This is a genomic window from Streptomyces sp. NPDC049627, assembly GCF_044465645.1.
Classification (GTDB): domain Bacteria; phylum Actinomycetota; class Actinomycetes; order Streptomycetales; family Streptomycetaceae; genus Streptomyces.
In genome coordinates this window covers 223,284-247,930 of record NZ_JBITLW010000008.1, presented here as the reverse complement: position 1 = coordinate 247,930, position 24,647 = coordinate 223,284, and the positions used below count along the sequence as shown (strand labels likewise).

The 24,647-nt window shown below is 69.6% G+C and carries 19 protein-coding genes and 1 pseudogene; 9 read left to right on the top strand and 11 right to left on the bottom strand.

All coding sequences use genetic code 11. The annotated features are described in order from the left end of the window. Window positions 1–39: 39 nt before the first annotated feature. Window positions 40–897: pseudogene (locus ACIBU0_RS23220) on the bottom strand (glycerophosphodiester phosphodiesterase); the annotation flags it as partial. 278 nt (window positions 898–1,175) lie between these two features. Here ACIBU0_RS23220 and ACIBU0_RS23215 point away from each other — a divergent pair. From ACIBU0_RS23215 to ACIBU0_RS23185, 7 genes are all read left to right on the top strand, one after another. After that, window positions 1,176–2,042: an MHYT domain-containing protein gene (locus ACIBU0_RS23215; RefSeq protein ID WP_398821279.1), complete on the top strand. Its 867-nt coding sequence runs from the start codon at window positions 1,176–1,178 to the stop codon at window positions 2,040–2,042. 40 nt (window positions 2,043–2,082) lie between these two features. Then, window positions 2,083–4,230 carry an excinuclease ABC subunit UvrB gene (uvrB, locus tag ACIBU0_RS23210; RefSeq protein ID WP_398821277.1) on the top strand — a complete coding sequence of 716 codons (2,148 nt, stop codon included), beginning with the start codon at window positions 2,083–2,085 and terminating at the stop codon, window positions 4,228–4,230. Window positions 4,231–4,426: 196 nt separating this feature from the next. Then, entirely contained in the window at window positions 4,427–5,005 is a 579-nt protein-coding gene (locus ACIBU0_RS23205) for a TerD family protein (protein WP_398821272.1), read from the top strand. 63 nt (window positions 5,006–5,068) lie between these two features. Further along, window positions 5,069–7,150 carry a TerD family protein gene (locus ACIBU0_RS23200; protein WP_398821269.1) on the top strand — a complete coding sequence of 694 codons (2,082 nt, stop codon included), beginning with the start codon at window positions 5,069–5,071 and terminating at the stop codon, window positions 7,148–7,150. 224 nt (window positions 7,151–7,374) lie between these two features. Next, on the top strand, window positions 7,375–8,376 hold the full coding sequence (locus ACIBU0_RS23195; protein ID WP_398821267.1) for a TerC/Alx family metal homeostasis membrane protein: 1,002 nt from the start codon (window positions 7,375–7,377) through the stop codon (window positions 8,374–8,376). A gap of 141 nt (window positions 8,377–8,517) precedes the next feature. Next, a complete protein-coding gene (locus tag ACIBU0_RS23190) occupies window positions 8,518–8,820 on the top strand; it encodes a hypothetical protein (RefSeq protein WP_398821749.1) in 303 nt (100 codons plus the stop codon). A 103-nt stretch (window positions 8,821–8,923) separates the two neighbouring features. Then, window positions 8,924–10,024, top strand: a complete 1,101-nt coding sequence (locus tag ACIBU0_RS23185; RefSeq protein WP_398821265.1) for a calcium:proton antiporter — start codon at window positions 8,924–8,926, stop codon at window positions 10,022–10,024. A gap of 69 nt (window positions 10,025–10,093) precedes the next feature. Here ACIBU0_RS23185 and ACIBU0_RS23180 read toward each other — a convergent pair whose 3' ends face one another. Further along, entirely contained in the window at window positions 10,094–11,398 is a 1,305-nt protein-coding gene (locus ACIBU0_RS23180) for an MFS transporter (RefSeq protein ID WP_398821263.1), read from the bottom strand. A 62-nt stretch (window positions 11,399–11,460) separates the two neighbouring features. Continuing rightward, window positions 11,461–12,507 (bottom strand): S66 peptidase family protein, encoded by a 1,047-nt coding sequence (locus ACIBU0_RS23175; protein WP_398821261.1) that lies wholly within the window; start codon window positions 12,505–12,507, stop codon window positions 11,461–11,463. Between the two features lie 106 nt (window positions 12,508–12,613). Here ACIBU0_RS23175 and aroQ point away from each other — a divergent pair, with 106 nt between their 5' ends. After that, complete coding sequence (gene aroQ / locus ACIBU0_RS23170; RefSeq protein ID WP_398821259.1) at window positions 12,614–13,087, top strand: type II 3-dehydroquinate dehydratase; 474 nt, start codon at window positions 12,614–12,616, stop codon at window positions 13,085–13,087. 70 nt (window positions 13,088–13,157) lie between these two features. Here aroQ and ACIBU0_RS23165 read toward each other — a convergent pair whose 3' ends face one another. From ACIBU0_RS23165 to ACIBU0_RS23145, 5 genes are all read right to left on the bottom strand, one after another. Then, a complete protein-coding gene (locus ACIBU0_RS23165; RefSeq protein WP_398821747.1) occupies window positions 13,158–13,886 on the bottom strand; it encodes an amino acid ABC transporter ATP-binding protein in 729 nt (242 codons plus the stop codon). Between the two features lie 38 nt (window positions 13,887–13,924). After that, window positions 13,925–14,845, bottom strand: coding sequence for an amino acid ABC transporter permease (locus tag ACIBU0_RS23160; RefSeq protein ID WP_398821257.1), 921 nt, complete (start codon window positions 14,843–14,845; stop codon window positions 13,925–13,927). Next, window positions 14,842–15,726: an ABC transporter substrate-binding protein gene (locus ACIBU0_RS23155; RefSeq protein WP_398821255.1), complete on the bottom strand. Its 885-nt coding sequence runs from the start codon at window positions 15,724–15,726 to the stop codon at window positions 14,842–14,844. Before ACIBU0_RS23155 ends, ACIBU0_RS23160 begins: the two co-directional genes overlap by 4 nt. A 321-nt stretch (window positions 15,727–16,047) precedes the next feature. Further along, on the bottom strand, window positions 16,048–16,704 hold the full coding sequence (locus tag ACIBU0_RS23150; protein WP_398821253.1) for an MBL fold metallo-hydrolase: 657 nt from the start codon (window positions 16,702–16,704) through the stop codon (window positions 16,048–16,050). Window positions 16,705–16,840: 136 nt separating this feature from the next. Beyond that, window positions 16,841–17,527, bottom strand: a complete 687-nt coding sequence (locus tag ACIBU0_RS23145) for a maleylpyruvate isomerase family mycothiol-dependent enzyme (protein WP_398821251.1) — start codon at window positions 17,525–17,527, stop codon at window positions 16,841–16,843. A 251-nt stretch (window positions 17,528–17,778) separates the two neighbouring features. Here ACIBU0_RS23145 and uvrA point away from each other — a divergent pair, with 251 nt between their 5' ends. Next, window positions 17,779–20,829 carry an excinuclease ABC subunit UvrA gene (gene uvrA / locus ACIBU0_RS23140; RefSeq protein ID WP_398821249.1) on the top strand — a complete coding sequence of 1,017 codons (3,051 nt, stop codon included), beginning with the start codon at window positions 17,779–17,781 and terminating at the stop codon, window positions 20,827–20,829. A 158-nt stretch (window positions 20,830–20,987) separates the two neighbouring features. Here the strand turns inward: uvrA and ACIBU0_RS23135 are convergent, their stop codons facing one another. The 3 genes from ACIBU0_RS23135 to ACIBU0_RS23125 form a co-directional block, all read right to left on the bottom strand. Continuing rightward, on the bottom strand, window positions 20,988–21,899 hold the full coding sequence (locus ACIBU0_RS23135; protein WP_398821247.1) for a carbohydrate kinase: 912 nt from the start codon (window positions 21,897–21,899) through the stop codon (window positions 20,988–20,990). Continuing rightward, window positions 21,896–23,098: a substrate-binding domain-containing protein gene (locus tag ACIBU0_RS23130; RefSeq protein ID WP_398821245.1), complete on the bottom strand. Its 1,203-nt coding sequence runs from the start codon at window positions 23,096–23,098 to the stop codon at window positions 21,896–21,898. Before ACIBU0_RS23130 ends, ACIBU0_RS23135 begins: the two co-directional genes overlap by 4 nt. A 208-nt stretch (window positions 23,099–23,306) precedes the next feature. Further along, the gene (locus ACIBU0_RS23125) at window positions 23,307–24,263 is read right to left on the bottom strand and encodes a hypothetical protein (RefSeq protein WP_398821243.1); all 957 of its coding nucleotides are present in this window, start codon (window positions 24,261–24,263) and stop codon (window positions 23,307–23,309) included. Window positions 24,264–24,647: the final 384 nt, after the last annotated feature.

The following is a 24,647-nucleotide window of genomic DNA, read 5'->3' as shown; positions in this document are numbered from 1 at the left end:
AGCGGGCCTCGGCCCACGCGCGGACCTCGGGCCATCGGACAGGGCGTCCCGCACCACGTCGGGATGGTTGGTGATGATGCCGTCGACGCCGTACCCGGCGACCAGCCGGGCGGTGTCCGCGTCGTTCACGGTCCAGGTGGAGAGCTCCAGCGGCCGGCCGTGCGGTCCCGTGAAGGCGTGCACGGAAGCGACGTAGCCCCTGGAGATGGAGCCGTACGAGGGGTTGATCTGGTCGGCGAAGGTCGCGTACCCGGCGAGGTCCGCCTCGGACGGCGTCCCCAGGAAGCCGGTCCTGACAGCGGGCTTCAGCCTGTGGACGGTCCGGATGCTGTCGGCGCTGAAGCTCTGCACGATCAGCCGGGCGGCCAGATGCGGCGTATCGAGCCAGCCCCCATCGCTGAGCACTTCGAGGGTCTCCTGTTCGATGCCCGGGTACAGCTCGGGATTCTTGATCTCCAGGAGCAAGTTCTGCTGGTGCAGCTCCACGCGGTCCATGAACTGATCCAGCGTCGGCACGCGCGCGCCCGCGTACGCGGGGCCGAACCAGCTGCCGGCGTCCAAGCGGGCGATCTCGGCGGCCGTGAAGTCCTTCACCTTCCAGGGCGCCCGGTCGGGGAAGACCTGCTCCACGTCGGTCGTGCGTTTGAGGTTGTCGTCGTGGAGGACGACCAGCTCGCCGTCCCTGGTGCGCTGTACGTCGTTCTCCACCCAGTCGATGCCCAGTTCGGCGGCCTTGTCGACGGCGTCGAGCGTGTTCTCGGGGGCGTAGGCGGAGGCCCCCCGGTGAGCGATGACCGTGGGCCGCTCGGCGCCGGCCCGGGCGTCGGAGGCGGGAAGCAGCAGAGCGGCGGTTCCCAGGAGCGCGGTCGTCATGGCGGCTACAGCACGCGCGTGCATGCGTACTCCTCGCATCGAACGATCACGGACAGCACCACTGTGACAGCAGAGGGTCAACGATGAAGGAGTACAGAATGGCCACAGAATGAATGGAGTTGCCCAGGCCCGCTCACTCGTGCCCCACAACTGGGGCAAGGCCGTGTTTCTTTGCCGGAAAATCGTTCGACCATTGCGGTGGGAGTTACCCTCTGCCTCAACCCTGACCGCTCGGGCGGTGCTGGGAAGGGGCGCATTCCACGGGGTTCCGGGACGTAAGAGGGCGGGAAGGGCAGCTGCGTATGCAGGGCACGATCGACGGTTTCAGCTACGGACTCGTCACACCGCTGGTGGCCTACCTCATGGCCTGCCTCGGCGGTGCCCTGGGCCTGCGCTGCACCACCAGATCGATGCTCGTCTCACAGTCCTGGCGCCAGGGCTGGCTCGCTCTGGGAGCGGCGGCCATCGGCTCCGGAATATGGACCATGCACTTCGTCGCGATGATGGGGTTCACGGTCAAGGAGACGCCGATCCACTACGACAAACCGATGACGTTCGCGAGCCTGGCCGTCGCCATCGTCATGGTGGGTATCGGGATCTTCATCGTCGGCTACAAGGGCGCCAGCGGAACGGCCCTGTTCACCGGCGGCACCATCACCGGCCTGGGCATAGCCTCGATGCACTACCTGGGCATGGCCGGCATGCGGCTCGACGGCAAGCTGGAGTACAACACGATCACCGTGGGCGTCTCCGTCGTGATAGCCATGGTGGCGGCCACCGCCGCGCTGTGGGCCGCCGGACAGGTCAGAGGGTTCCTGTGGAGCGTGGGCGCGAGCCTCGTCATGGGTCTCGCCGTCAGCGGCATGCACTACACCGGTATGGCCGCCCTCAGTGTCCATCTCCACGGCACGGGCTCCCCCTCCACGGGCGACTCGCCCGCCGCCCTGCTCGCGCCGATGCTGGTCGGCCCGCTCGCCTTCCTTCTCCTCGCGGGCGTCGTCGTGCTCTTCGACCCGAAGATGGTCATGGGCAGGCCCACGGTGGCCCCCGTCGAGCACAAGCCGGGTGTCCCGGCCCACGCCACCGTCCCGCACCCGACCCGCCGGCCGCCGCTGCGACCGCGCCGCGCGCCGGAGCACCGAGGCTCCCGGACCCCGCAAAACCACTGATCGGGCCGCGTTGTCAGTGGCGGGTCGTACGGTGGATTCCATGCGGCCCGTTTCCAGCATCGAACGCACGGTGGCGCCCTTCGAGGTCGTCAGCCCCTACCAGCCCAGCGGCGACCAGCCGCAGGCCATCGCCGAACTCGCCCGGCGCATCCAAGCCGGCGAGAAGGACGTCGTCCTGCTCGGCGCGACCGGCACCGGCAAGTCCGCCACCACCGCGTGGATGATCGAGCAGCTCCAGCGCCCCACCCTGGTGATGGCGCCGAACAAGACGCTGGCCGCCCAGCTGGCGAACGAGTTCCGCGAGCTCCTGCCGAACAACGCCGTCGAGTACTTCGTCTCGTACTACGACTACTACCAGCCCGAGGCCTACGTCCCGCAGTCGGACACCTACATCGAGAAGGACTCCTCGATCAACGAGGAGGTCGAGCGCCTGCGCCACTCCGCGACCAACTCGCTGCTCACCCGCCGTGACGTCGTCGTGGTCGCCTCGGTCTCCTGCATCTACGGCCTCGGTACTCCACAGGAGTACGTGGACCGCATGGTCCCCCTCAAGGTCGGCGAGGAGATCGACCGGGACGAGCTGCTGCGCCGCTTCGTGGACATCCAGTACACGCGCAACGACCTGGCCTTCACCCGCGGCACCTTCCGGGTGCGCGGCGACACCATCGAGATCTTCCCGGTCTACGAGGAGCTCGCCGTCCGCATCGAGATGTTCGGCGACGAGATCGAGGCCCTGTCCACCCTGCACCCGCTCACCGGCGAGATCATCAGCGACGACCAGCAGCTGTATGTCTTCCCGGCCTCCCACTACGTCGCGGGCCCCGAGCGCATGGAGCGGGCCGTCAACGACATCGAGAAGGAGCTGGGCGAGCGCCTCGCCGAGCTGGAGAAGCAGGGCAAGCTCCTGGAGGCCCAGCGCCTGCGGATGCGCACGACGTACGACCTCGAGATGCTCCGTCAGATCGGCAGCTGCTCGGGTGTCGAGAACTACTCGATGCACTTCGACGGCCGCGAGCCCGGCTCCCCGCCGAACACCCTGCTGGACTACTTCCCGGACGACTTCCTGCTCGTCATCGACGAGTCACACGTCACGGTGCCGCAGATCGGGGCCATGTACGAGGGCGACGCATCCCGCAAGCGCACCCTCGTCGACCACGGCTTCCGCCTGCCCTCCGCACTCGACAACCGCCCCCTGAAGTGGGAGGAGTTCCAGGAGCGCATCGGGCAGACCGTCTATCTGTCGGCGACCCCGGGCACCTACGAGCTCTCCCGCTCGGACGGCCAGGTCGAGCAGATCATCCGCCCCACGGGCCTCGTCGACCCGGAAGTCGTCGTCAAGCCCACCGAGGGCCAGATCGACGACCTCGTGCACGAGATCCGGGCGCGCGTCGAGAAGGACGAGCGCGTCCTGGTCACCACCCTCACCAAGAAGATGGCCGAGGACCTCACGGACTACTTCCTGGAACTCGGCATCCAGGTCCGCTATCTGCACAGCGACGTCGACACGCTGCGCCGCGTCGAGCTGCTGCGCGAGCTGCGCGCGGGCGAGTTCGACGTCCTCGTCGGCATCAACCTCCTCCGTGAGGGCCTCGACCTTCCCGAGGTGTCCCTGGTGGCGATCCTCGACGCCGACAAGGAAGGCTTCCTGCGCTCCGGCACCTCCCTCATCCAGACCATCGGCCGCGCGGCGCGCAATGTCTCAGGCCAGGTCCACATGTACGCGGACAAGATCACCCCGGCGATGGCGAAGGCCATCGACGAGACCAACCGCCGCCGGGAGAAGCAGGTCGCGTACAACAAGGCGAACGGGATCGACCCCCAGCCGCTGCGCAAGAAGATCAACGACATCGTCGCTCAGATCGCCCGCGAGGACGTCGACACCGAGCAGTTGCTCGGTACGGGCTACCGCGCGAAGAAGGACGGCCGCGGCACCAAGGCCCCCGTGCCCTCCCTCGGCGACAAGGCGGCCAAGGGCGCGAAGGCAGGCAAGTCCGCCAAGGGCAAGGCCAGGGAGACGGTGCCGACCGACCGGCCGGCGGCCGAGCTCGCCGAGCAGATCGAGGAGTTGACGGCGCGTATGCGCGCCGCCGCCGCGGATCTGCAGTTCGAGATCGCGGCCCGGCTGCGCGACGAGGTGTCCGAGATGAAGAAGGAACTGCGCCAGATGAAGGAGGCGGGCCTGGCCTGACCGGCCATGGGCGCCGGTCCACGCCCCGGTACCGGCGCCCCGAAACGCCTCGAAGGGCCTGCCGAGCACGCCCTGTGTTGCAAGACCGACACAAAGTGCGGACCGGGGTACGGCACTGTCAGTACCCCTGCGTAGGGTTCTGGTCATCCGCGGAGTCCGCGGTCAACAGGGGACAGTTCGAGAGGGGAATCAGCACGTGACCGTCAACATGACCAAGGGTCAGGCCATCAGTCTGCAGAAGAACGACGGCGGCAGCCTGACCGCGGTGCGCATGGGTCTCGGCTGGCAGGCGGCTCCCCGGCGCGGCCTGTTCGGCTCGCGGACGCGGGAGGTCGACCTGGACGCCTCCGCCGTCCTGTTCGCGGACAAGCAGCCGGTCGACGTCGTCTTCTTCCGCCACCTGGTGAGCGACGACGGCTCGGTGCGCCACACCGGTGACAACCTCGTCGGCGGTGTCGGCCAGGGTGGTGACGACGAGGCGATCCTCGTCGACCTGGCGCGTGTCCCCGTCCACATCGACCAGATCGTGTTCACCGTGAACTCCTTCACGGGCCAGACCTTCCAAGAGGTGCAGAACGCGTTCTGCCGCCTGGTCGACGAGACCAACGGCCAGGAGCTCGCCCGCTACACCCTCGCCGGCGGTGGCGCCTACACGGCCCAGATCATGGCGAAGGTGCACCGCAACGGCCCGGGCTGGACGATGACGGCCCTCGGCACCCCGGCCAACGGCCGTACCTTCCAGGACCTGATGCCGGCGATCCTGCCGCACCTGTAGGACCAACAACGAGGCCGGCGGGCGGCACACACGACACGACAAGCGACACAGGGGGACGAAGGCATGACGGCCGAGCTGGTGCGGGGGCAGAACCACCCGCTCTCCCAGGCCCGTCTGGAGATCCGGGTCTCGGCCGGCACGCCGATCGTGGCCGGAGCCACGCTCGGCGACGAGCAGGGCAGGATCCACGGCGTCGAATGGGTGGCCCACCCCGGCGCCCCGACTCTGCCCGGCCTCGAGGTCTCCCGGCAGGCGGCCGCGGACCATCGCCTCGCGGTGGACCTGGACGCCATGCCGGAGGCCGTGCATCGCATCAGCGTGCTGCTCGCCCTGCCGACCGGGGGTGGAGGAGGCCCGACCCGGTTCGGCGCCGTGCCCACCCCGTTCGTCGCGGTCACCGGCCTCGACGGCACAGAGGTCGTCAGCTACACCATCACCGGCCTCGAGGCCGAGTCCGCCGTCGTCGCCCTTGAGCTCTACCGCCGCCAGGGCGCCTGGAAGGTGCGCGCGATCGGTCAGGGCTACGCCGGTGGCCTCGCCGACCTCTTCACCGACCAGGGCCTGCCCCAGGCCCACCAACTCGCCGGCGTCATCAATGAAGCGGTGGCCCAGGGCATGGCCCGCTCCGTACCGGCACCCCCGCCACGGACAGACGGTGACCGCTCCCGGCAGGCGGCCGCACCGGCGCTCGGCCCGGACCAGGGCGGCCCCTCACCGCAGGGCGCCTCCGGTCCCGTCCCACCCCAGCCGACGTCGCCCTACGGCACCCAGGAACCGGTCATGCCCGGCCAGCCGACACCGCCGTCGACCTCCCCTTACGGCACCCAGACGCCAGGTGTACCGGGCCAGCCCACGCCGCAGCCGTCGTATCCGGGCGCAACCGGCGCCACCGACCCCACCCAGCCGTCCGCACCGACGTCCGGCGGCCCGATCGACTACAGCCACCCGCGCCGCCAGAACGCGGCTCCGCCGCCGCCCCCGCCGACCGCGCCCCCCGCCCAGCCGGGGCAGCCGGCTCAACCCGTCGCGGGCGACGCCACCGGCTGGTCCATGGACGAACGGCTCTACAACCAGGTGTGGGGCATGTTCGAGGACCTGGCCCGTACGACTGCCGCCTACCGCAGTGCGGTCGACTTCGCCGAGTCCCGCATGGAGAAGGAGCTCGACCAGGTCCTGTCGGACCCGCGCAGCAGGATCGGCGGTCAGGGCGACGCCGCACGCGAGGCGGCCCAGGCCAAGCACGCCCAGCTCGTCAACCAGGCCAGGGCCACGCTCGACCGGGACATCGCCCAGCTCACCGCGGAGTCCGAGGTCGTCGAGCCCGCACTGCCGCCCGCGTACGCGCGCTGGGACAACCCCGTCTGGCACGGTTACCGCGTACCGATGGAGATACCCATGGCCCTGCGCCTGGGGGACCTCCACCTGCCCGAGAGCGACCGGTTGCGCATCCCCATGCTGGTCAGGCTGCCGCTGGAGCGCGGCCTGTGGATCGACAGCGGCCCCGGCGGGTCGCTCGACGGCTCGTTCACGGACTCCCATGACCTGCGGCGTCTCGCGATGGAGGCGGCGGTGGCCCATGCGGCACGGCTGCTCGCCGTCTATCCGGCGGGCGAGTTCACCGTGCACGTCATCGATCCGGCGGGTTCGGGCGCACAGGCCCTGGCACCCCTGGTGCAGACCGGTGTGCTCGCCGCCCCGCCCGCCCTGGGCGCGGCGGGAGTCGCGGAGGTCCTGGCGCGGCTCACTCAGCGCGTCGACCTGGTGCAGATGGCTCTGCGCGGTGGTGCCCCCGACTCACTGCCGCCCGGTTTCGACACCTCGCAGCAGCTGCTGATCGTCAACGACTTCCCGCACGGCTTCGACGACCGGGCCGTGAACCAGCTGCGCTACCTGGCGGACGAGGGCCCGGCTGTCGGCGTCCACCTGATGATGGTCGCGGACCGCGAGGAGGCCTCCGGCTACGGCCCGTTGCTCGACCCGCTGTGGCGTTCGCTGTTGCGACTGACCCCGGTGCCGGACGACCACCTTGCCGACCCGTGGGTCGGGCACGCCTGGACCTACGAGCCCTCCCTCGTGCCGCCCAACAGCCAGGTGCTCCAGCAGGTGCTCACGCAGGTCGCCGCAGCCCGGGCCAAGCACTGGTAAAGCGCCTCTGACCAGCATACTTGGCATTTCTTTTGCCAAGCACTTTACCTTCCCTTGGTGATTGGGGTACTGTTCATCCCACGGAGGGGAGTACTCCCTGTCTGCTGCGACGTACCCGTCAATACGGATCCGGCCAGATCCCGGGGCGTCGGCCCATCGTGGGTGGAAGAGACCTCCGGCGCGCGACGACGCTGACATTTGCCGTTACGACTGCCGGAGGCGCAGTGGAAGTTTCCACGACCCTGTGGGTCCTGACCATCGTGGGCCTTGCCGCCCTGATCGCGGTCGATTTCTTCATCGGCCGCAAGCCGCATGACGTGTCGATCAAGGAAGCCGGAATCTGGACGGTCGTCTGGATCGCCCTGGCCGGCCTCTTCGGGCTCGGTCTGCTGATGTTCGGCGGCGGACAGCCCGCCGGCGAGTTCTTCGCGGGCTTCATCACCGAGAAGTCGCTGAGCGTCGACAACCTCTTCGTCTTCGTCCTGATCATGGCGAAGTTCGCCGTGCCGTCTCAGTACCAGCAGCGAGTGCTGCTCGTCGGTGTCCTCATAGCCCTGGTGCTGCGGGCCGTCTTCATCGCCGCGGGCGCCGCCATCATCGCCAGCTTCTCGTGGGTGTTCTACCTCTTCGGCGCCTTCCTGATCTGGACCGCCTGGAAGCTCATCCAGGAGGCCCGGGCCGACGAGGAGGACGAGGAGTACGAGGAGAACAAGCTGCTCAGGGCCGCCGAGCGCAAGTTCGGTGTCGCCGACCGCTACCACGGCACCAAGCTGTGGATCCAGCAGAACGGCAAGCGGGTCATGACCCCGATGCTGGTGGTGATGCTGGCGATCGGCACCACCGACGTGCTGTTCGCCCTCGACTCCATCCCGGCGATCTTCGGGCTGACCCAGGACCCGTACATCGTGTTCACGGCCAACGCCTTCGCGCTGATGGGTCTGAGGCAGCTGTACTTCCTCATCGGTGGCCTGCTGAAGAAGCTGGTCCACCTCAGCTACGGCCTGTCGATCATCCTGGGCTTCATCGGCGTGAAGCTCGTGCTGCACGCGCTGCACGAGTCCGGCGTCCATGTCCCGGAGATCAGCATCCCGGTCTCGCTCGGCGTGATCTGCTCGGTCCTGATCGTCACCACGATCACCAGCCTGAGGGCGTCGAGGAAGCAGGCGGCGGCCGAGGCGGCGCAGGACCGGAGCGAAGGCGCTCCGAAGGACAGCATCGACGTCTGACCACGTCGGGCGTAGGAAGAACCAACACCGGGAGTGGTGCCCAGCGAATTGCCGAGCGCCGCTCCCGGTGCTTCGTTGGGTGCTGGGTGTCCCCGGCCGGGGACACAACAGCCGGGGGTGGAGGCACCTGTGGACGCACCCATGAAGTTCGTGCAGATCATCGACTTCGAGACCGAGCGCATCGACGAGATGCGGGAGCTGGCCCATGAGACGCAGCAGCGCTTCGAGGGCCGCAGCGGCGGCCCCACGCGCCGTCTCGTCCTCAAGGACCGGAGCCAGGCCAACCGCTACCTCGTAGTGATCGAGTTCGACTCCTACGAGGACGCCATGCGCAACAGCGAGGACCCCGAGACGACCAAGTTCGCGGAGCAGATGGCCGCGCTGTGCAGCACGCCGCCGTCCTTCACGGACTGCGACGTACAGGAGATGACCGATTTCGCGTAGCGACATACGACGCACAGGGGCCCCGCACCCCGAGGGCGCGGGGCCGCCTGACAGCCACAAGGACCGGAATGCGAACCCCGAGGGCCTCTGCGACGATCGCTCCATGATCGCTCGGCTCAGGCCGCTCACGACCGGGTGGACGTCCATCGTGCCGGTGCTCGCGGTCGTCCTGCTGGCCTTCACCTGGGGACGGGACCTGCCCGGCGCGGTCGTCGCGCTGGTGACGCTGGTCCTCGCGGGGGCCGTCCTGGCCGCCGTTCACCATGCCGAAGTGGTCGCCCACCGGGTCGGCGAACCTTTCGGCTCCCTCGTCCTCGCCGTCGCTGTCACGATCATCGAAGTCGCGCTGATCGTGACCCTGATGGCCGACGGCGGAGACAAGAGTTCCACCCTGGCCCGGGACACGGTCTTCGCCGCCGTGATGATCACATGCAACGGCATCGTGGGACTGTGTCTGCTGGTCGCCTCGCTGCGGCACCGTACGGCCGTCTTCAACGCCGAGGGCACCGGAGCCGCGCTCGCGACCGTCGCCACCCTGGCCACGCTGAGCCTGGTGCTGCCGACGTTCACCACGAGCAAGCCGGGCCCGGAGTTCTCCAGTGTGCAACTGACGTTCGCCGCGCTCTCCTCGCTGATCCTGTACGGCCTGTTCGTGACGACCCAGACCGTGCGGCACCGCGACTACTTCCTGCCCATCACCCGGCAGGGCGAGGTGATCGCAGCGGACGATCACGCCGACGCGCCCTCCGCCCGTGGTGCCTTGATCAGCCTGGGGCTGCTGGGCCTGGCGCTGATCGGCGTGGTCGGCCTGGCGAAGGGGGTATCGCCCACCATCGAGTCCGGAGTGGCGGCCGCCGACCTCCCCCATGCCGTCGTCGGCGTCATCATCGCCCTGCTGGTGCTGCTCCCCGAGACGATCGCCGCCCTGCGCTCCGCCCGCCGGGACCGCGTCCAGACCAGCCTGAACCTCGCGCTGGGCTCGGCCATGGCCAGCATCGGCCTGACCATCCCCGCGGTCGCGCTGGCCTCCGTCTGGCTCTCGGGTCCGCTCGTCCTCGGCCTCGGCCCCACCCACATGGTGCTGCTTGCCCTGACGGTGGTGGTGAGTTCGCTGACGGTGGTGCCGGGGCGGGCGACGCCGTTGCAAGGGGGCGTGCATCTGGTGCTGTTCGCGGCGTATCTGGAGCTGGCGATCAATCCGTAACTGCCGCGTTCCGTAGCTGCTGTGCTGCGTGCTCGATCGTCCTTCCTGGCTGCCGAGTTCCGGGGCCCGTCACCCGGTGGCGGGCTCCGCCGCCGCAGCGGCCACCGGACGCGTCTCGGGCAGCAGCGCGAAGCAGCCCAGGCTGAGCAGCGCGATGCCCGTCAGATACGCCCCCACGCCCCAGGGCACCCGACCGCCCTGCTCGGCCAGCGCCGTCGCCGCGATCGGCGTGAGCGCGCCCCCGAGGACGCCGCCCAGGTTGTAGCCCACCGCGGCACCCGTGCAGCGCACCCGGGGCTCGTACAGCTCCGGCAGGTACGCGGCGATGACGGCGAACATCGTGATGAACGCGATCATCGCCCCGAGGAATCCCAGGAACATCGGCAGCGGCGCGCCCGTTGCGAGGAGCGCGACCATCGGGAACATCCACAGGGCGGACGCAGCGCACCCGATCAGGGCCAGGGGCCGTCGCCCGTACCGGTCGCCCAGCAGTGCCGCCACCGGAGTGAGCGAGACCTTGACCACCACGGCGCCCATGATGCAGGTCAGCATGACGCTGCGGCTCACACCGAGCCGGTCCGTGCCGTACGCGAGGGACCAGGTCGTCACGGCGTAGAAGATCGCGTATCCGACGGACAGCGCCCCGGCCGTCAGCAGCACGAGCCGCCAGTGGTCCCGTACCACCTCGGCGAGCGGCACGCGCGCGGGGTCGTCGATATCGAGGAACCGGGGGCTCTCGGCGAGCGACGACCGCAGCCACAGCCCCACCAGCGCGAGCACACCTGCCGCCCAGAACGGCACGCGCCACCCCCACGCGGCGAACTGCGCCTCGGACAGCGTCGCCGACAGCCCCAGCACCACACCGTTGGCGAGCAGAAAGCCGAGCGCGGGCCCGACCTGCGGGAAGCTCGACCACAGACCGCGGCGCTCGGCGGGCGCGTGCTCCACGGTCAGCAGGACGGCCCCGCCCCACTCGCCGCCGATGCCGAGCCCCTGCAGGAAACGCAGCACGAGCAGCAGCAGGGGAGCGGTGACACCGATCGTGTCGTACGTCGGTACGCAGCCGACCGCGACCGTGGAGGCACCGGTCAGCAGCAGCGAGGCGACGAGCACCGGCCGACGTCCGTGCCGGTCCCCGATGTGCCCGAACAGCACCGACCCCAGAGGCCGCGCCACAAAACCCACGCCGAACGTCGCGAAGGCGGCCAGGGTCCCCGCCACCGGCGAGAACGTAGGGAAGAACAGCGGGCCCAGGACCAGCGCCGCAGCGGTCCCGTAGACGAAGAAGTCATAGAACTCGATGGCCGTCCCGGCGAGCGAGGCCGCCGCGAGCCGCAGCATGGAGGGTGCCCTTACGGTGCGTACGTCGTGCATGCTGCGTCAACTACCCACAGTGACCGCTGGTTACGGGGGCGTACGGGCGCGCCGGGCCCTGGTCAATACGTGACGGTGATGCGCCGGGCCGGGCCGTCGACGCGGACGATGCCGCCGTAAGGGATGACGAGTTGCGGGTCGGTGTGACCGAAGTCCACGTCGAAGACGATCGGAGTGGTGGGGGCATACATGCCCATGGCGCGCAGCACTGCCTCACGCTGCTCGGCGGCGTAACGCGCCCCCTGTTCGGGGCTGTTCGGGCGCTCGAAGGACCAGGTCCTCGCCCGGCCCATGAGCAGCGCCGCGAAGCGCTGCACAAGCCCGCGCTCGCCCATGTTCCGCAGGGTCCGGAAGACCTCGTCGGCGCTCGGCATGTCCTCCGACGTCTCCAGGAGCAGCACTCCGCCGTCGTGTGCCGACAGGTCGCGCGAGATCTCCCGGTCGGCCATCAGCAGTCGGTCGACGATCTCCAGACACCCGCCCCAAGTGCGGCCCTCCACCACCCGGTCGGCATTGACCCAGGTCCATCCGCCGGCGGGGCGCATCTCCGGCTCCGCGTCGAAGGTCGCCGGCTTGGCCCAGTCGCCGTTGACGTCGTTCCAGTGCTCGGCCGGCCTGAGTTCGTACTCGCCCGAGGTGAACAGCGCGGCCCGCAGCGAGTCGGCGGTCTGCGGGTGCATGACACCGGGACGGCCCAGCTCGCACATCACGCTCGCGCCGTGAAAGCCGACGATTCCGGTGTTGCGCAGAAACATGAGCAGGTTCGTGTTGTCGCTCATCCCGAAGAACGGCTTCGGGTTGGCCCGGATCAACTCCCGGTCCAGCAGCGGCAACACGGTGATCTGGTCGTCGCCGCCGATGGACGCGACGACCGCCTTGATGCCGGGGTCGGCGAACGCGGCGTGGATGTCCTCGGCCCGCTCCTGAGGCGTCGAGCCGAGCTTGCGGGTCGCCGGGTACTCGACCGGTTCGAGCTCGTAGTCCTTGCGCAGCCGCTCCAGGCCCAGCTCGTAGGGGCGCGGGAAGAGCCCGGGCAGACCTGCGGAGGGAGAGATGACGGCGACGCGATCGCCGGGTAAGGGCTTCGGAGGGTACGAGATCATGGCCATGAGACCGGAGGGTAGGACTCATGGCGTGCTCCCTGCACCGTGATAAACCGGGGTCTGAGCAGCGGTCCTCGACGGGCCGCCCGACCCCGAACGGACCGGAGGAACCGTGCCCCGCACCCTGGCCCACGCCCCGATCATGATCCTCAACGGCCCCAACCTGAACCTGCTGGGCCAGCGCCAGCCGGAGATCTACGGCTCCGAGACCCTGGCCGACGTCGAGGCCCTGTGCGCCAAGGCGGCGGCCGCGCACGGCGGGACGATCGACTTCCGGCAGTCCAACCACGAGGGTGAGCTGGTCGACTGGATCCACGAGGCACGGCTGAACCACTGCGGGATCGTGATCAACCCCGGCGCCTACTCCCACACTTCGGTCGCGATCCTGGATGCGCTCAACACCTGTGACGGGCTTCCGGTGCTGGAGGTCCACATCTCCAACATCCACAAGCGCGAGTCGTTCCGGCACCACTCGTACGTCTCCCTGCGCGCTGACGGGGTCATCGCGGGGTGCGGTGTGCAGGGGTACGTGTTCGGCGTGGAGCGGGTCGCGGCGCTGGCGGGGACGGGACAGGCGGACACCTGAACTCGACAGGCAGGTGCGGACACCTGAACTCGACAGGCAGGTAAGGACCGCCCTCCTGGCCGGGCGGTCCTTACAGCCGCCCCGCCTCCACGATCCGCCGCAGGAAGCGCTGCGTGCGCTCCTGCTGCGGATCGCCGAAGATCTGCTCGGCCGTACCGCGCTCCAGCACTACACCTCCGTCCAGAAAACAAACCTGGTCGGCGACCTCGCGGGCGAACCCCATCTCGTGGGTGGCCAGCACCATCGTCATCCCGTCCTCCTTCAAGTCCCGGACGACGGCGAGAACCTCGCCCACGAGCTCCGGGTCGAGGGCGGCGGTGATCTCGTCGAGCAACAGCAGCCGCGGACGTACCGCCAGGGCGCGGACGATAGCGGCCCGCTGCTGCTGACCGCCGCTCAGCCGGTCCGGGTACTCGCCCGCCTTGCCGGCCAGCCCGAGCCGCTCCAGCAGCTCACGCGCGCGTGCTTCGGCCTCCCTCCGGGGCACACCGTGCACCCGGCGCGGGGCGAGGGTGATGTTCTCCAGGACCGTCATGTGCGGGAAGAGGTTGTACGCCTGGAACACCACGCCGATACGGCGCCGTACGGCGTCCTGGTCGACGCGCGGATCGGTGATCTCCTCGCCGTCCAGCCAGATCGCGCCGTCGTCGATGTCCTCCAGAAGGTTCGCGCACCGCAGCAGGGTGGACTTGCCGGAACCGGAGGCACCGATCAGCGCGGTCACCGTGTGCGGGGCGACCTCCAGGTCGACGTCCCGCAGCACGACCGAGCTCCCGAAGGTCTTGCGGACGGACTCCATGCGCAGCACAGGTGCGTCGCTCTCGGATCTTGCGTCGCTCACAGGGCTCCTCCTTGGGCGCGCCTACGGTCCATCCGGGCCGTCACCCAGTCCGTGAAGCGGGTCATCGGGATGGTCAGCGCGACGAACACCAGGCCCGCGACGATGTACGGCGTGTAGTTGAGGCTGCGGCCCACGATGATGTCCGCGGCCCGTACGGCGTCCACCGCACCGCCGATCGACACCAGACCGGTGTCCTTCTGCAGCGACACCAGGTCGTTCAGCAGGGGCGGCACCTGACGGCGTACGGCCTGGGGCAGGACCACATGCCGCAGCGCCTGCCGGTTGGTGAGGCCGAGCGAACGCGCCGCCGCGCGCTGTGAGGGGTGAACGGACTCGATGCCGGCGCGGAACACCTCGGCGACGTAAGCCGAATACGTCAGCGTCAGCGCCGTACCGCCCAGCAGCACCGGATCGACCGTCACGCCCTGCAGCCGAAGAGCGGGGACGCCCAGGACGACGATCATGAGGTTAATGATGAGCGGAAGGCCCCGGAAGAAGTCCGTGTACGCGGCCGCCAGCACCCGCAGCGGGAAGAACACCGGGCCACGCAGAGTGCGGGCGACGGCGATGAGCATGCCGAGGACCAGCACGGCCGCACCGCAGATCAGCAGCAGCCGGACGTTGAGCCACAGCCCTTCCAGGACCTTGGGGAACGCCTCGCGCGCGTACCCCCAGTCGAAGAACGTCTCCTTGGTACGCGGCCAGCCCGGCGCGTTGACCACGACCAGGTACAGCACGACGCCGGTGACCAAGGTGGAGAGAGCGGCGATCGCCGTGGCGCGGCGGGCGCGAGCCCGCTTGTAGCGCTCGCGTTCGAGGCGCCGCTGCGACGGGACGTAACCGTCACCGCCCGTGCCGGGCATGCCACCGTTGTCGTCCGCGCCCTCCTGGCCGGACTCTTCCTTCGTGACCGTCACTTGAGCACCGGAGCGTCGACGGCGTCCGACAGCCACTGCTGTTCGAGCTTGGAGAGTGTGCCGTCCTTGCGCAGGGCGTCCACGGCGTCCGTCACGCACGCGGTGAGCGCGCTTCCCTTGTCGAGCACGAGCCCGAACTGCTCCGGCTTGCCACCCTGGTTCTCGAACTGCCCGACGATCGTCGCGTCCGTCACCTCGGCAGCGGTGATGTAGAACGCGGTCGGCAGGTCGACGACGACGGCGTCGACCTGACCGTTCTTCAGCGCGGACTTGGCCTGGTCGTTCTTGGCGAACGCGGCGGCCTGCTGGGTCGGCTTCACCACGTCGTCGATGTAGTCGAGGCTGGTGGTGCCCACCTGGGCGCCCAGCTTGAGGCCCTTGAGCTCCGCGACGCTCTTCGCCCTCGCGGCCTTGGTGCCCTTCAGCGCGATGACGGCCTGGCGGACGTCGTAGTAGCCGGAGGAGAAGTCCACGGCCTTCTTGCGCTCGTCGCTGATCGACACCTGGTTGATGTCGAAGTCGAAGGTCTTCTCGCCTGGTGCGAAAGCCTTGTTGAACGGCACGCTCTGCCAGACAACGGCGCTCTTGTCGTAGCCGAGCTGCTTGGCCACGGCATAGGCGACCGCCGACTCGAAGCCCTCACCGCCCGCGGGCTTGTCGTCCTTGAACCAGGGCTCGTACGCCGGCTCGTCCGTGGCGATGGTCAGCTTCCCGGACGTCTTGGTGGCCAACTTGCCCTTGGCGCAGGTGTTCCCGGCCGACCCGGACGGAGTGCCGGCGGCCTTGTCCTCGGGCTGCGGAGCACAGCCGAGGGCGGTGGCGAGGAGGGCTGTCGTTGCGACGGCGACGGCGCGACGCAGCGCGCGAGGGGCGAGATGCATGGCGGGAGATTGACAGTACACCGTCGTGTTTGTCGAGGTCGCGACGGTAATCGTCCGCATAGTGGGAAGGGGTGTTGCGTTTTTGTGAACGTCCCGCGGCTGTCGCCGGGGCCGCCGGTCGAGGGCGGGGATTGAGGGACCGGCGGCCCGTACCGCTCAGGAGCCGTCATCCTGTGCGGGGCTGCTTCCAGTTGACTGCGCAACAACGTCCGCCGGGAGCGCGCGTATGGCACCGGCGCGTGTGAACCATTCACACGGGGCGCGTGCGCGGGGAGTGCGCGGCGCGCATGCTCGACGGTTGGGCGTTCACCGGCCCGGCGGTCACCAGCCCCGCGCGTGCCACTCCGGCAGATGCGGCCGTTCCGCGCCCAGCGTCGTGTCGTTGCCGTGCCCCGGGTAGACCCACGTCTCGTCCGGCAGCACGTCGAAGATCTTCGTCTCGACGTCGTGGATCAGGCTGGCGAACGCCTTCGGATCCTTACGGGTATTGCCCACGCCGCCCGGGAACAGGCAGTCCCCGGTGAACACATGGGGATGCCCGTGCGGGTCGTCGTAGACGAGCGCGATCGAGCCCGGCGTGTGCCCGACGAGGTGGCGCGCGACGAGCTCCACCCGCCCCACGCGGATGGTGTCACCGTCGTCGACCAGGACGTCGGTCGGCACCGGGATCCCCTCGGCGTCGTCGCGTCCGGCATACGTGCGCGCGCCGGTGGCCTCGACGACCGCGGCGAGCGCCTGCCAGTGATCGCCGTGCTGGTGTGTGGTGACGACGGACGCGATGCCGTCGCCACCGATCATGCCGAGCAGCGCGTCCGCGTCGTTGGCGGCGTCGATCAGCAGCTGCTCGTCCGTGGCCCGGCAGCGCAGCAGATAGGCGTTGTTGTCCATCGGGCCGACCGCGATCTTGGTGATCATCAGGTCCTTGAGTTCGTGCACGTCGGCGGGGCCACCGACGGTCACCTGTCCGCTGTACGTCATGTCGGCAGCCTATAGCGGCAGAGCGGTCCCTGGGCTGTCCAGGAGGGGCCCGGGGACCGTCCGCGTACTACCGGCGAGGCGGTCCGGCGGGACCGCCCAGGTGCTGCAGCGGCGAGGCGCCCCAGGGGCCGCTGTGCTACAGCGGAGGAAGTGCCGGCAGTGGGCCGCCCTCCACGCTCAGGCCGGATCCGTCGCGGCGCCCGGCGAGCCAGCCGAGCAGGTCGGGTGCGGGACCTCGGACGGTGACCTCGGCAGCGTCCTCCTCCCGGCCCGTGCTCCACGCGCGCGTGCCGTCGGTGAGCCGGGTCGGCGGGACATCGGGGTGCCCGGTGAACCGCTCCGCGAGGAAGTCGGTCTCGCGCTCGACGAACTCCGCAGGCAGGTCCTCCAGCTCGTACCCGATCCCGAGATCCACGTGGTGCAGCTCCACCTCGACCCACCGCCGGAACGGCACCCGGGCCGCCGCGTCGGTGACCCCGTTGCGCAGCTCAACCGTGCGCGACCAGTCCGCGGGCGCCGCTCCCGTCTCCTGGAAGCGGGCCGCGCTCTCGCGCACGTCGGCGAGCTGGACGTCGAGAGGGCGTGGGGCATCCCGTTCGATGTCGGCGTCCCGCGCGGTGCCGGAGACGTACATGGGACGCCCTTCGAGGACGTTCACTAGGGCGTCCGCATTGCGGGCGAGGTGCGCGAGGACGTGGCCACGGGTCCAGCCGGGGAGCCGTGACGGCTCGGCCACCGACGCGTTGTCCAGTTTGGCGGCTGCGGTGAGCAGCCGGTCGGTCGCTTCACGTACAGACACCAGGTCACGAGCGTGATCAATCATGGTGCTGACACTAGCCCTGCCACACCTTTGGGTGAAGGTGGTGAACGGGTGCCGTAAATCGAATGCGCGTGCTATAGGGTCGGTCGTGACGTCGGGCATGCTGGATGGCCCGGGATTGTTGTCGCATCCGGGAATCCGACCGGCGTTGTCAGTGGCTCCCCCTAGTCTGAGAAAACACGGGGGCCTCGAATCCGGGAAAGCACGGGGGCCTCGCCCCCCTGTCACTTCTCTCAAGAAAGGTGCGGACCGGCGTGGCCGACCGTCTCATCGTCCGTGGAGCGCGCGAGCACAACCTCAGGAATGTCTCGCTCGACCTCCCGCGCGACTCGCTCATCGTCTTCACGGGCCTGTCGGGGTCGGGCAAGTCCTCGCTGGCCTTCGACACCATCTTCGCCGAGGGGCAGCGACGCTACGTCGAGTCGCTGTCGTCGTACGCCCGGCAGTTCCTCGGCCAGATGGACAAGCCGGACGTCGACTTCATCGAGGGCCTGTCCCCGGCGGTCTCCATCGACCAGAAGTCGACCTCGCGCAACCCGCGCTCGACGGTCGGCACCATCACCGAGGTCTACGACTATCTGCGTCTGCTCTTCGCGCGCATCGGCAAGCCGCACTGCCCCCAGTGCGGCCGCCCGATCTCGCGCCAGTCGCCGCAGGCCATCGTCGACAAGGTCCTGGAGCTGCCGGAGGGGAGCCGCTTCCAGGTGCTGTCGCCGCTGGTGCGCGAGCGCAAGGGAGAGTTCGTCGACCTCTTCGCCGACCTCCAGACCAAGGGCTACTCCCGCGCGCGTGTGGACGGCGAGACGATCCAGCTGTCCAACCCGCCCACGCTGAAGAAGCAGGAGAAGCACACCATCGAGGTGGTCGTCGACCGCCTCACGGTGAAGGACTCCGCCAAGCGCCGCCTCACCGACTCCGTGGAGACGGCCCTCGGCCTGTCCGGTGGCATGGTCGTCCTGGACTTCGTCGACCTCCCCGAGGACGACCCCGAGCGCGAGCGCATGTACTCGGAGCACCTGTACTGCCCGTACGACGACCTCTCCTTCGAGGAACTGGAGCCGCGCTCCTTCTCCTTCAACTCGCCCTTCGGCGCCTGCCCCGAGTGCACCGGTATCGGTACGCGCATGGAGGTCGACCCCGAGCTGATCGTCCCGGACGAGGAGAAGTCACTCGACGAGGGCGCCATCCACCCCTGGTCGCACGGCCACACCAAGGACTACTTCGGCCGCCTGATCGGAGCTCTCGCGGACGCGCTGGGCTTCCGCACGGACATCCCCTTCGCGGGCCTGCCGCAGCGCGCGAAGAAGGCCCTCCTCTACGGCCACAAGACGCAGATCGAGGTCCGCTACCGCAACCGGTACGGCCGCGAGCGCGTGTACACGACTCCCTTCGAGGGCGCCGTCCCCTTCGTCAAGCGCCGGCACAGCGAGGCCGAGAGCGACGCCAGCCGGGAGCGCTTCGAGGGCTACATGCGCGAGGTGCCCTGCCCCACCTGTGAGGGCACCCGCCTGAAGCCGATCGTGCTCGCGGTCACGATCATGGAGAAGTCGATCGCCGAGGTCTCCGCGATGTCCATCAGCGACTGCGCGGACTTCCTGGGCGAGCTGAAGCTCAACGCCCGCGACAAGAAGATCGCCGAGCGTGTGCTGAAGGAGGTCAACGAGCGGCTGCGGTTCCTGGTCGACGTCGGCCTGGACTACCTCTCGCTCAACCGTGCGGCGGGCACCCTCTCCGGCGGCGAGGCCCAGCGCATCCGCCTGGCCACCCAGATCGGCTCCGGCCTCGTCGGCGTCCTGTACGTCCTCGACGAGCCGTCCATCGGCCTGCACCAGCGCGACAACCACCGGCTCATCGAGACCCTCGTCCGGCTGCGCGACATGGGCAACACCCTCATCGTCGTCGAGCACGACGAGGACACCATCAAGACCGCCGACTGGGTCGTCGACATCGGCCCCGGCGCCGGCGAGCACGGCGGCAAGGTCGTGCACAGCGGCTCCCTGAAGGAACTGCTCGTCAACGCCGAGTCGCAGACCGGCCAGTACCTGTCCGGCAAGAAGTCCATCCCGCTGCCCGACATCCGCCGCCCGCACGACCCGTCCCGGCTGCTCACGGTGCACGGCGCCCGGGAGAACAACCTCCAGGACATCGACGTCTCGTTCCCGCTGGGCGTGTTCACCGCGGTCACCGGCGTGTCCGGCTCGGGCAAGTCGACGCTGGTCAACGACATCCTGTACACGCACCTGGCCCGCGAACTCAACGGCGCGCGCAACGTCCCCGGGCGGCACACGCGCGTGGACGGCGACGACCTCGTCGACAAGGTCGTGCACGTCGACCAGTCGCCCATCGGCCGCACCCCGCGGTCGAACCCGGCGACGTACACCGGCGTCTTCGACCACATCCGCAAGCTGTTCGCCGAGACGACCGAGGCGAAGGTCCGCGGCTACATGCCCGGCCGTTTCTCCTTCAACGTCAAGGGTGGCCGCTGCGAGAACTGCGCGGGCGACGGCACCATCAAGATCGAGATGAACTTCCTCCCGGACGTGTACGTCCCGTGCGAGGTCTGCCACGGCGCCCGGTACAACCGGGAGACCCTGGAGGTCCACTACAAGGGCAAGTCCATCTCCGAGGTCCTGAACATGCCCATCGAAGAGGCCATGACCTTCTTCGAGGCCGTCCCGGCGATCAACCGCCACCTCAAGACGCTGAACGACGTCGGTCTCGGCTATGTCCGCCTCGGCCAGTCCGCGACCACCCTGTCCGGCGGTGAGGCTCAGCGCGTCAAGCTCGCCAGCGAGCTCCAGAAGCGCTCCACCGGCCGCACGGTCTACGTCCTGGACGAGCCGACCACCGGTCTGCACTTCGAGGACATCAGCAAGCTGCTGAAGGTCCTCTCCGGCCTGGTCGACAAGGGCAACACGGTCATCGTCATCGAGCACAACCTCGACGTGATCAAGACCGCCGACTGGATCGTGGACATGGGCCCCGAGGGCGGCGCCGGAGGCGGCCTCGTCGTCGCCGAGGGCACACCTGAGCAGGTCGCGGCGGTGCCCGCCAGCCACACCGGCAAGTTCCTGCGCGAGATCCTCGACGCCGACCGGATCAGCGACGCGGCCTCGGTGAAGGCCCCGCGCAGGACGGCGGCCCGGAAGACGGTCGCGGCGGCAACGACGGCGAAGAAGACGGCGACCGCCAGGACCGCGAAGACGGTCAACAACAAGGCCACCGACAAGGCGACCGGCAAGGCCACCGGGACCACGAAGAAAGCGGCGACCGCGAAGAAGACGACGCGGGCCCGCAAGGCCTGAGGCTCCCGAGCAACGAGCCCGACCAGAAACCGAAAAGTGCGGCGCCCCGCGGGAACTCCCCGCGGGGCGCCGCACGTTCCCTCATCAGCCGCCCGATCCCTGCGGCTGCGACGAACCTTGACTCCTCAACAGCGGAATGGAACGGAACACAACGCCTCCTAGAAGTCCCCGAGTTCGGAGGCGTACGGCGGCTCAGCCCCCGCCCGGGAGCAGGTGATCGCGGCAGCCCGCGCCGCGAACCGCAGCAGCCGTGTCCAGCCGTCGGCGCCGAGTCCCACGAGCGCCTCGGCGGACAGGGCGTCCTGGGCGGCAAGGCCGTGCAACAGGGCCGCGTTCACGGTGTCGCCCGCACCGATCGTGTCCACGACGTCGACCTCCTCGCCCGGCACGACATGCACCGCGCCGTCCTGCGTGAAGGCCGTCAGCCCGTCACCGCCCTGAGTGATCACGACGGCCGCAGGTCCCGCGGCCAGCCACTCGCGCGGAGTGCCGCCCAGCCAGAGCGCGTCCTCCTCGGACAGCTTCAGCAGCGACACGGAGGGCAGCCAGCTCTTGAACCGCGCCCGGTAGCCGTCCGGGTCGGGGATCAGCCCGGCCCGGATGTTCGGGTCGAGCGCGGTGAAGACCCCTTGCCCGGCCGCGCTCCGCATCAGCTCCTCATAGGCGCTCGCCCCCGGTTCCAGGACGAGCGAGCAGGTACCGAAGGACACCGCGCGCGCCTGCGCGGGAAGCTCCTGGGGTGCCGTGAAGAGCCGGTCGGCGGTGTCCTCCACATAGAAGGAGTAGGCGGCCGACCCGTTCGCGTCGATGGTCGCGACCGCGAGGGTGGTCGGCTCCATGCCGCGCTGCACGGCCGACACGTCCACTCCGGCCTCCCGCAGCCCGTCGAGCAGGGCCTCACCGAAGGCGTCGTAGGACGTGCGGGAGCAGAAGGCGGTGGGTGAGCCGAGCCGGCCGAGGGCCACCGCGGTGTTGTACGGGCCGCCGCCGAGCGCCGGCTTCAGACCCGCAAGGGCGCCCGGGCCCTGCGGTACCAGGTCGATCAGGGCCTCACCGGCGACGACGATCACGAGACGGTTCCTTTCACGGACGACACGGGCTGTTCGGGACTGTCGGATGGCGGAGGCTTTGCGGCGCCCTCGGGCTTCTCCGACCCCGTGGGCATCTCCGGGCTCGGGGGTATCGCCGGCCGCGCGAGTGCCCCGAGTGTCTCGGCGTTCTCGGATCGCCCCGCTCGCTCGGGCCGCCGCGGCTGTTCGGCGCAACCGCAGGACGTGCGATGCACAAAGGCGCAGGGAAGACGCACGGTCCGGGCAGGCCGGTCCGGCGACGCGAGGCGGTCCAGCAGCACACGGACCGCCGCAGCACCGATGTCCCTGCTGGGCTGGGCTATGGCGGTGAGCCGGGGCGAGAACAGATCGGCCCAGGCGAAGTCGTCGAAGCAGCACAGTGCGATGTCGTCGGGCACGGACATGCCGCGGTCACGCAAGGCACGCAGGGCGCCGATCGTCATGGCGTTGTTGGCGGTGACGAGCGCGGTGGGCGGCGCGGCGAGGGTCAGCAGTGCGGCGGTGGCCTGCTCGGCGCCGGCCGACTCGGAGTTTCCGTGCACGACGAGGTGTTCGTCGTAGGGGAGCCCGGTGGCCGCCAGGCCGTCCCGATATCCGGTGAGCCGTTCGCGGGTCGTGCTCAGCCCGGGCAGGCCGGCGACCAGGGCGATCCGCCGGTGGCCGAGTCCGGCGAGGTGAGTGACCAACCGGGTCACGGGTTCGGCGCTGTCGGCGCAGACCTGGTCGAAGAGCGGTGAGCCGTCCGCCGAGGTGTCGACGACGCGGTCGAGGAGGACGGTCGGCACCTGGTGGCGCCCTAGGTAGGCGACGAGGTCCCGGGGCTCGGCGGAGGGGGCGACGATCATGCCGTCCACCCGGCGTTCGTGCAGCAGCTGGACGACCTTGCGTTCATGCACCGGATCGTCGTGCGGGTCGGCGATGAGCAGGCTGTAGCCGTGTTCGAGGGCCGCGGTCTCGACGCCCTGGAGTATCTCCGTGAAGTACGGATTACTGATCGCCGACACCGCGAGGCCTATGGACCGGGTTCGGGCGGTCACCAGGGAACGGGCGAGGGTGTTCGGTGTGTAGCCGAGCTCGTCCATGGCGTCGAGCACCGCCTGGCGGGTGTGGGGCAGCACCGGCCGGGTGCCGTTCAGCACATGGGAGACGGTGGCCACGGATACGCCGGCGCGCCGCGCGACGTCGGCCATGGTCGCCATCCGGATCCCCTCCCTGTTCCGCCGGTGCCGCGCCCCTCTCCGGGGCGCGGCGGTCTTCTGGCGGGGAAACGTATCCCATTCGGAGCCCGACGTAAACGCTTGCGCAATCGTTTACGTCCTTCCCGGCCTGCCCAGGGGAACGTCAAGCAGGGGTTGGGTCAGTAGCCGGCGGTCAGCAGGGCCGAGGCCGGCGGGGAGCGACGGCGCCTCAGTCCCACTCCCACCCGATGCCCACGATTCCTGTCCGCACCCGGGGCTCGACAAGGTGGACGGAATGATGCAGACCGCTGATGGCCAGCCCTTGGCGGCCGCTGCGGGGCGCTGCGGCCGAGTGCTGGGCGAAGCGGTGGCAGCGGACCGGGAGGACGTTCTCGGTGAACCGGACCTGGAGGGCGTACTGGCCGCCCGCGAGAGGAAAGCCACGGGCGTATTCGCGGGACACATCGGCCGTGCCGTCGTCGACGCCGTAACGGAAGAGGTAGGTGTCTCCGGCCCGCAAACGCCTGTCGAAGAGCATTTCGGCCACGAGGACCCCGGTGTCGTGGTGCCACCGGACCCGTCCCCTGCGGCAGTTCTCCAGGGCCCGCACCGTCATGTGCTCCGGCACGCACCCCGGGTCGCCGTGATGGACGGCGACGAAGCGGTCCACGCCGTCCTTGTGGGCGCGCACGATGTGATGCGACTCGCGCCCCGCCAGCTCGCGGCGCGCGCCGATCCGTACCCGCTCGTGGTGGGCGAGGGTGTGCACGCCGCCGTCGACCGACCAGTCCAGCTCGGCCAGCAACTGCTCCAGGACACCCGAGGCCTCCACCAGGGAGCGGTAGGAGCGGGCCGCGGGCCGCTGAAGGGCCGAGTGGTCGTCGGCCTCGGCGAGCAGCCGGATCAGGGACTCCTCCGGCAGCTGGAGTATCTCCTCAAGCGCCCGCACCGCACGCAGTGACTCGGGGCGCTGCGGCCGGCGCGCCCCCTGTTGCCAGTAGCTCAGGCTGGTGACGCCCACCTTCACGCCGCGACGCGACAGATGGTGCTGCACGCGCTGCAGCGGCAGTCCCCGGGCGGCTATCGCGGCGCGCAGGGCGACGTGGAAGGGGCCGCCTCGCAGGGCCGTGTCCAGTTCCGCGGTGGCGACGGCAGGGATGTCCGCGTGCTGTGTGGCGTGCGGCATGCAGGGGCCTTTCTGTGGTTGATCACAACGGCTGGTCGGACCGTTCGCACGACTCGTCGGGGCCACCCCGTCGGCAGGGCAGGGGTCTTCACATCCGTACGCCGTCGTTCACGGCCCCGAGTTCCCCCGCATTGAAGCGTGTTGACAAAGTCCCGACAACACCTGATGCCCAACCGTGGCACTGCCTGGCCGAGTCGCGATGCCGTCGACGGTGCAGCTGTCTCAAGGTGCCGTGGTCCGTCGCCGTCCGGCGGAGAGCACGAGGCTGCCAGGAACCGGGGGCCGTCATCCAAGAGACGACAGCCGCATGGACGTCCTGAAGCGTGCGGCGCCGACCCGCGCACGCGCGCCTCTCCGGCCGGCACGAGTGACCCGCGGGTGCCT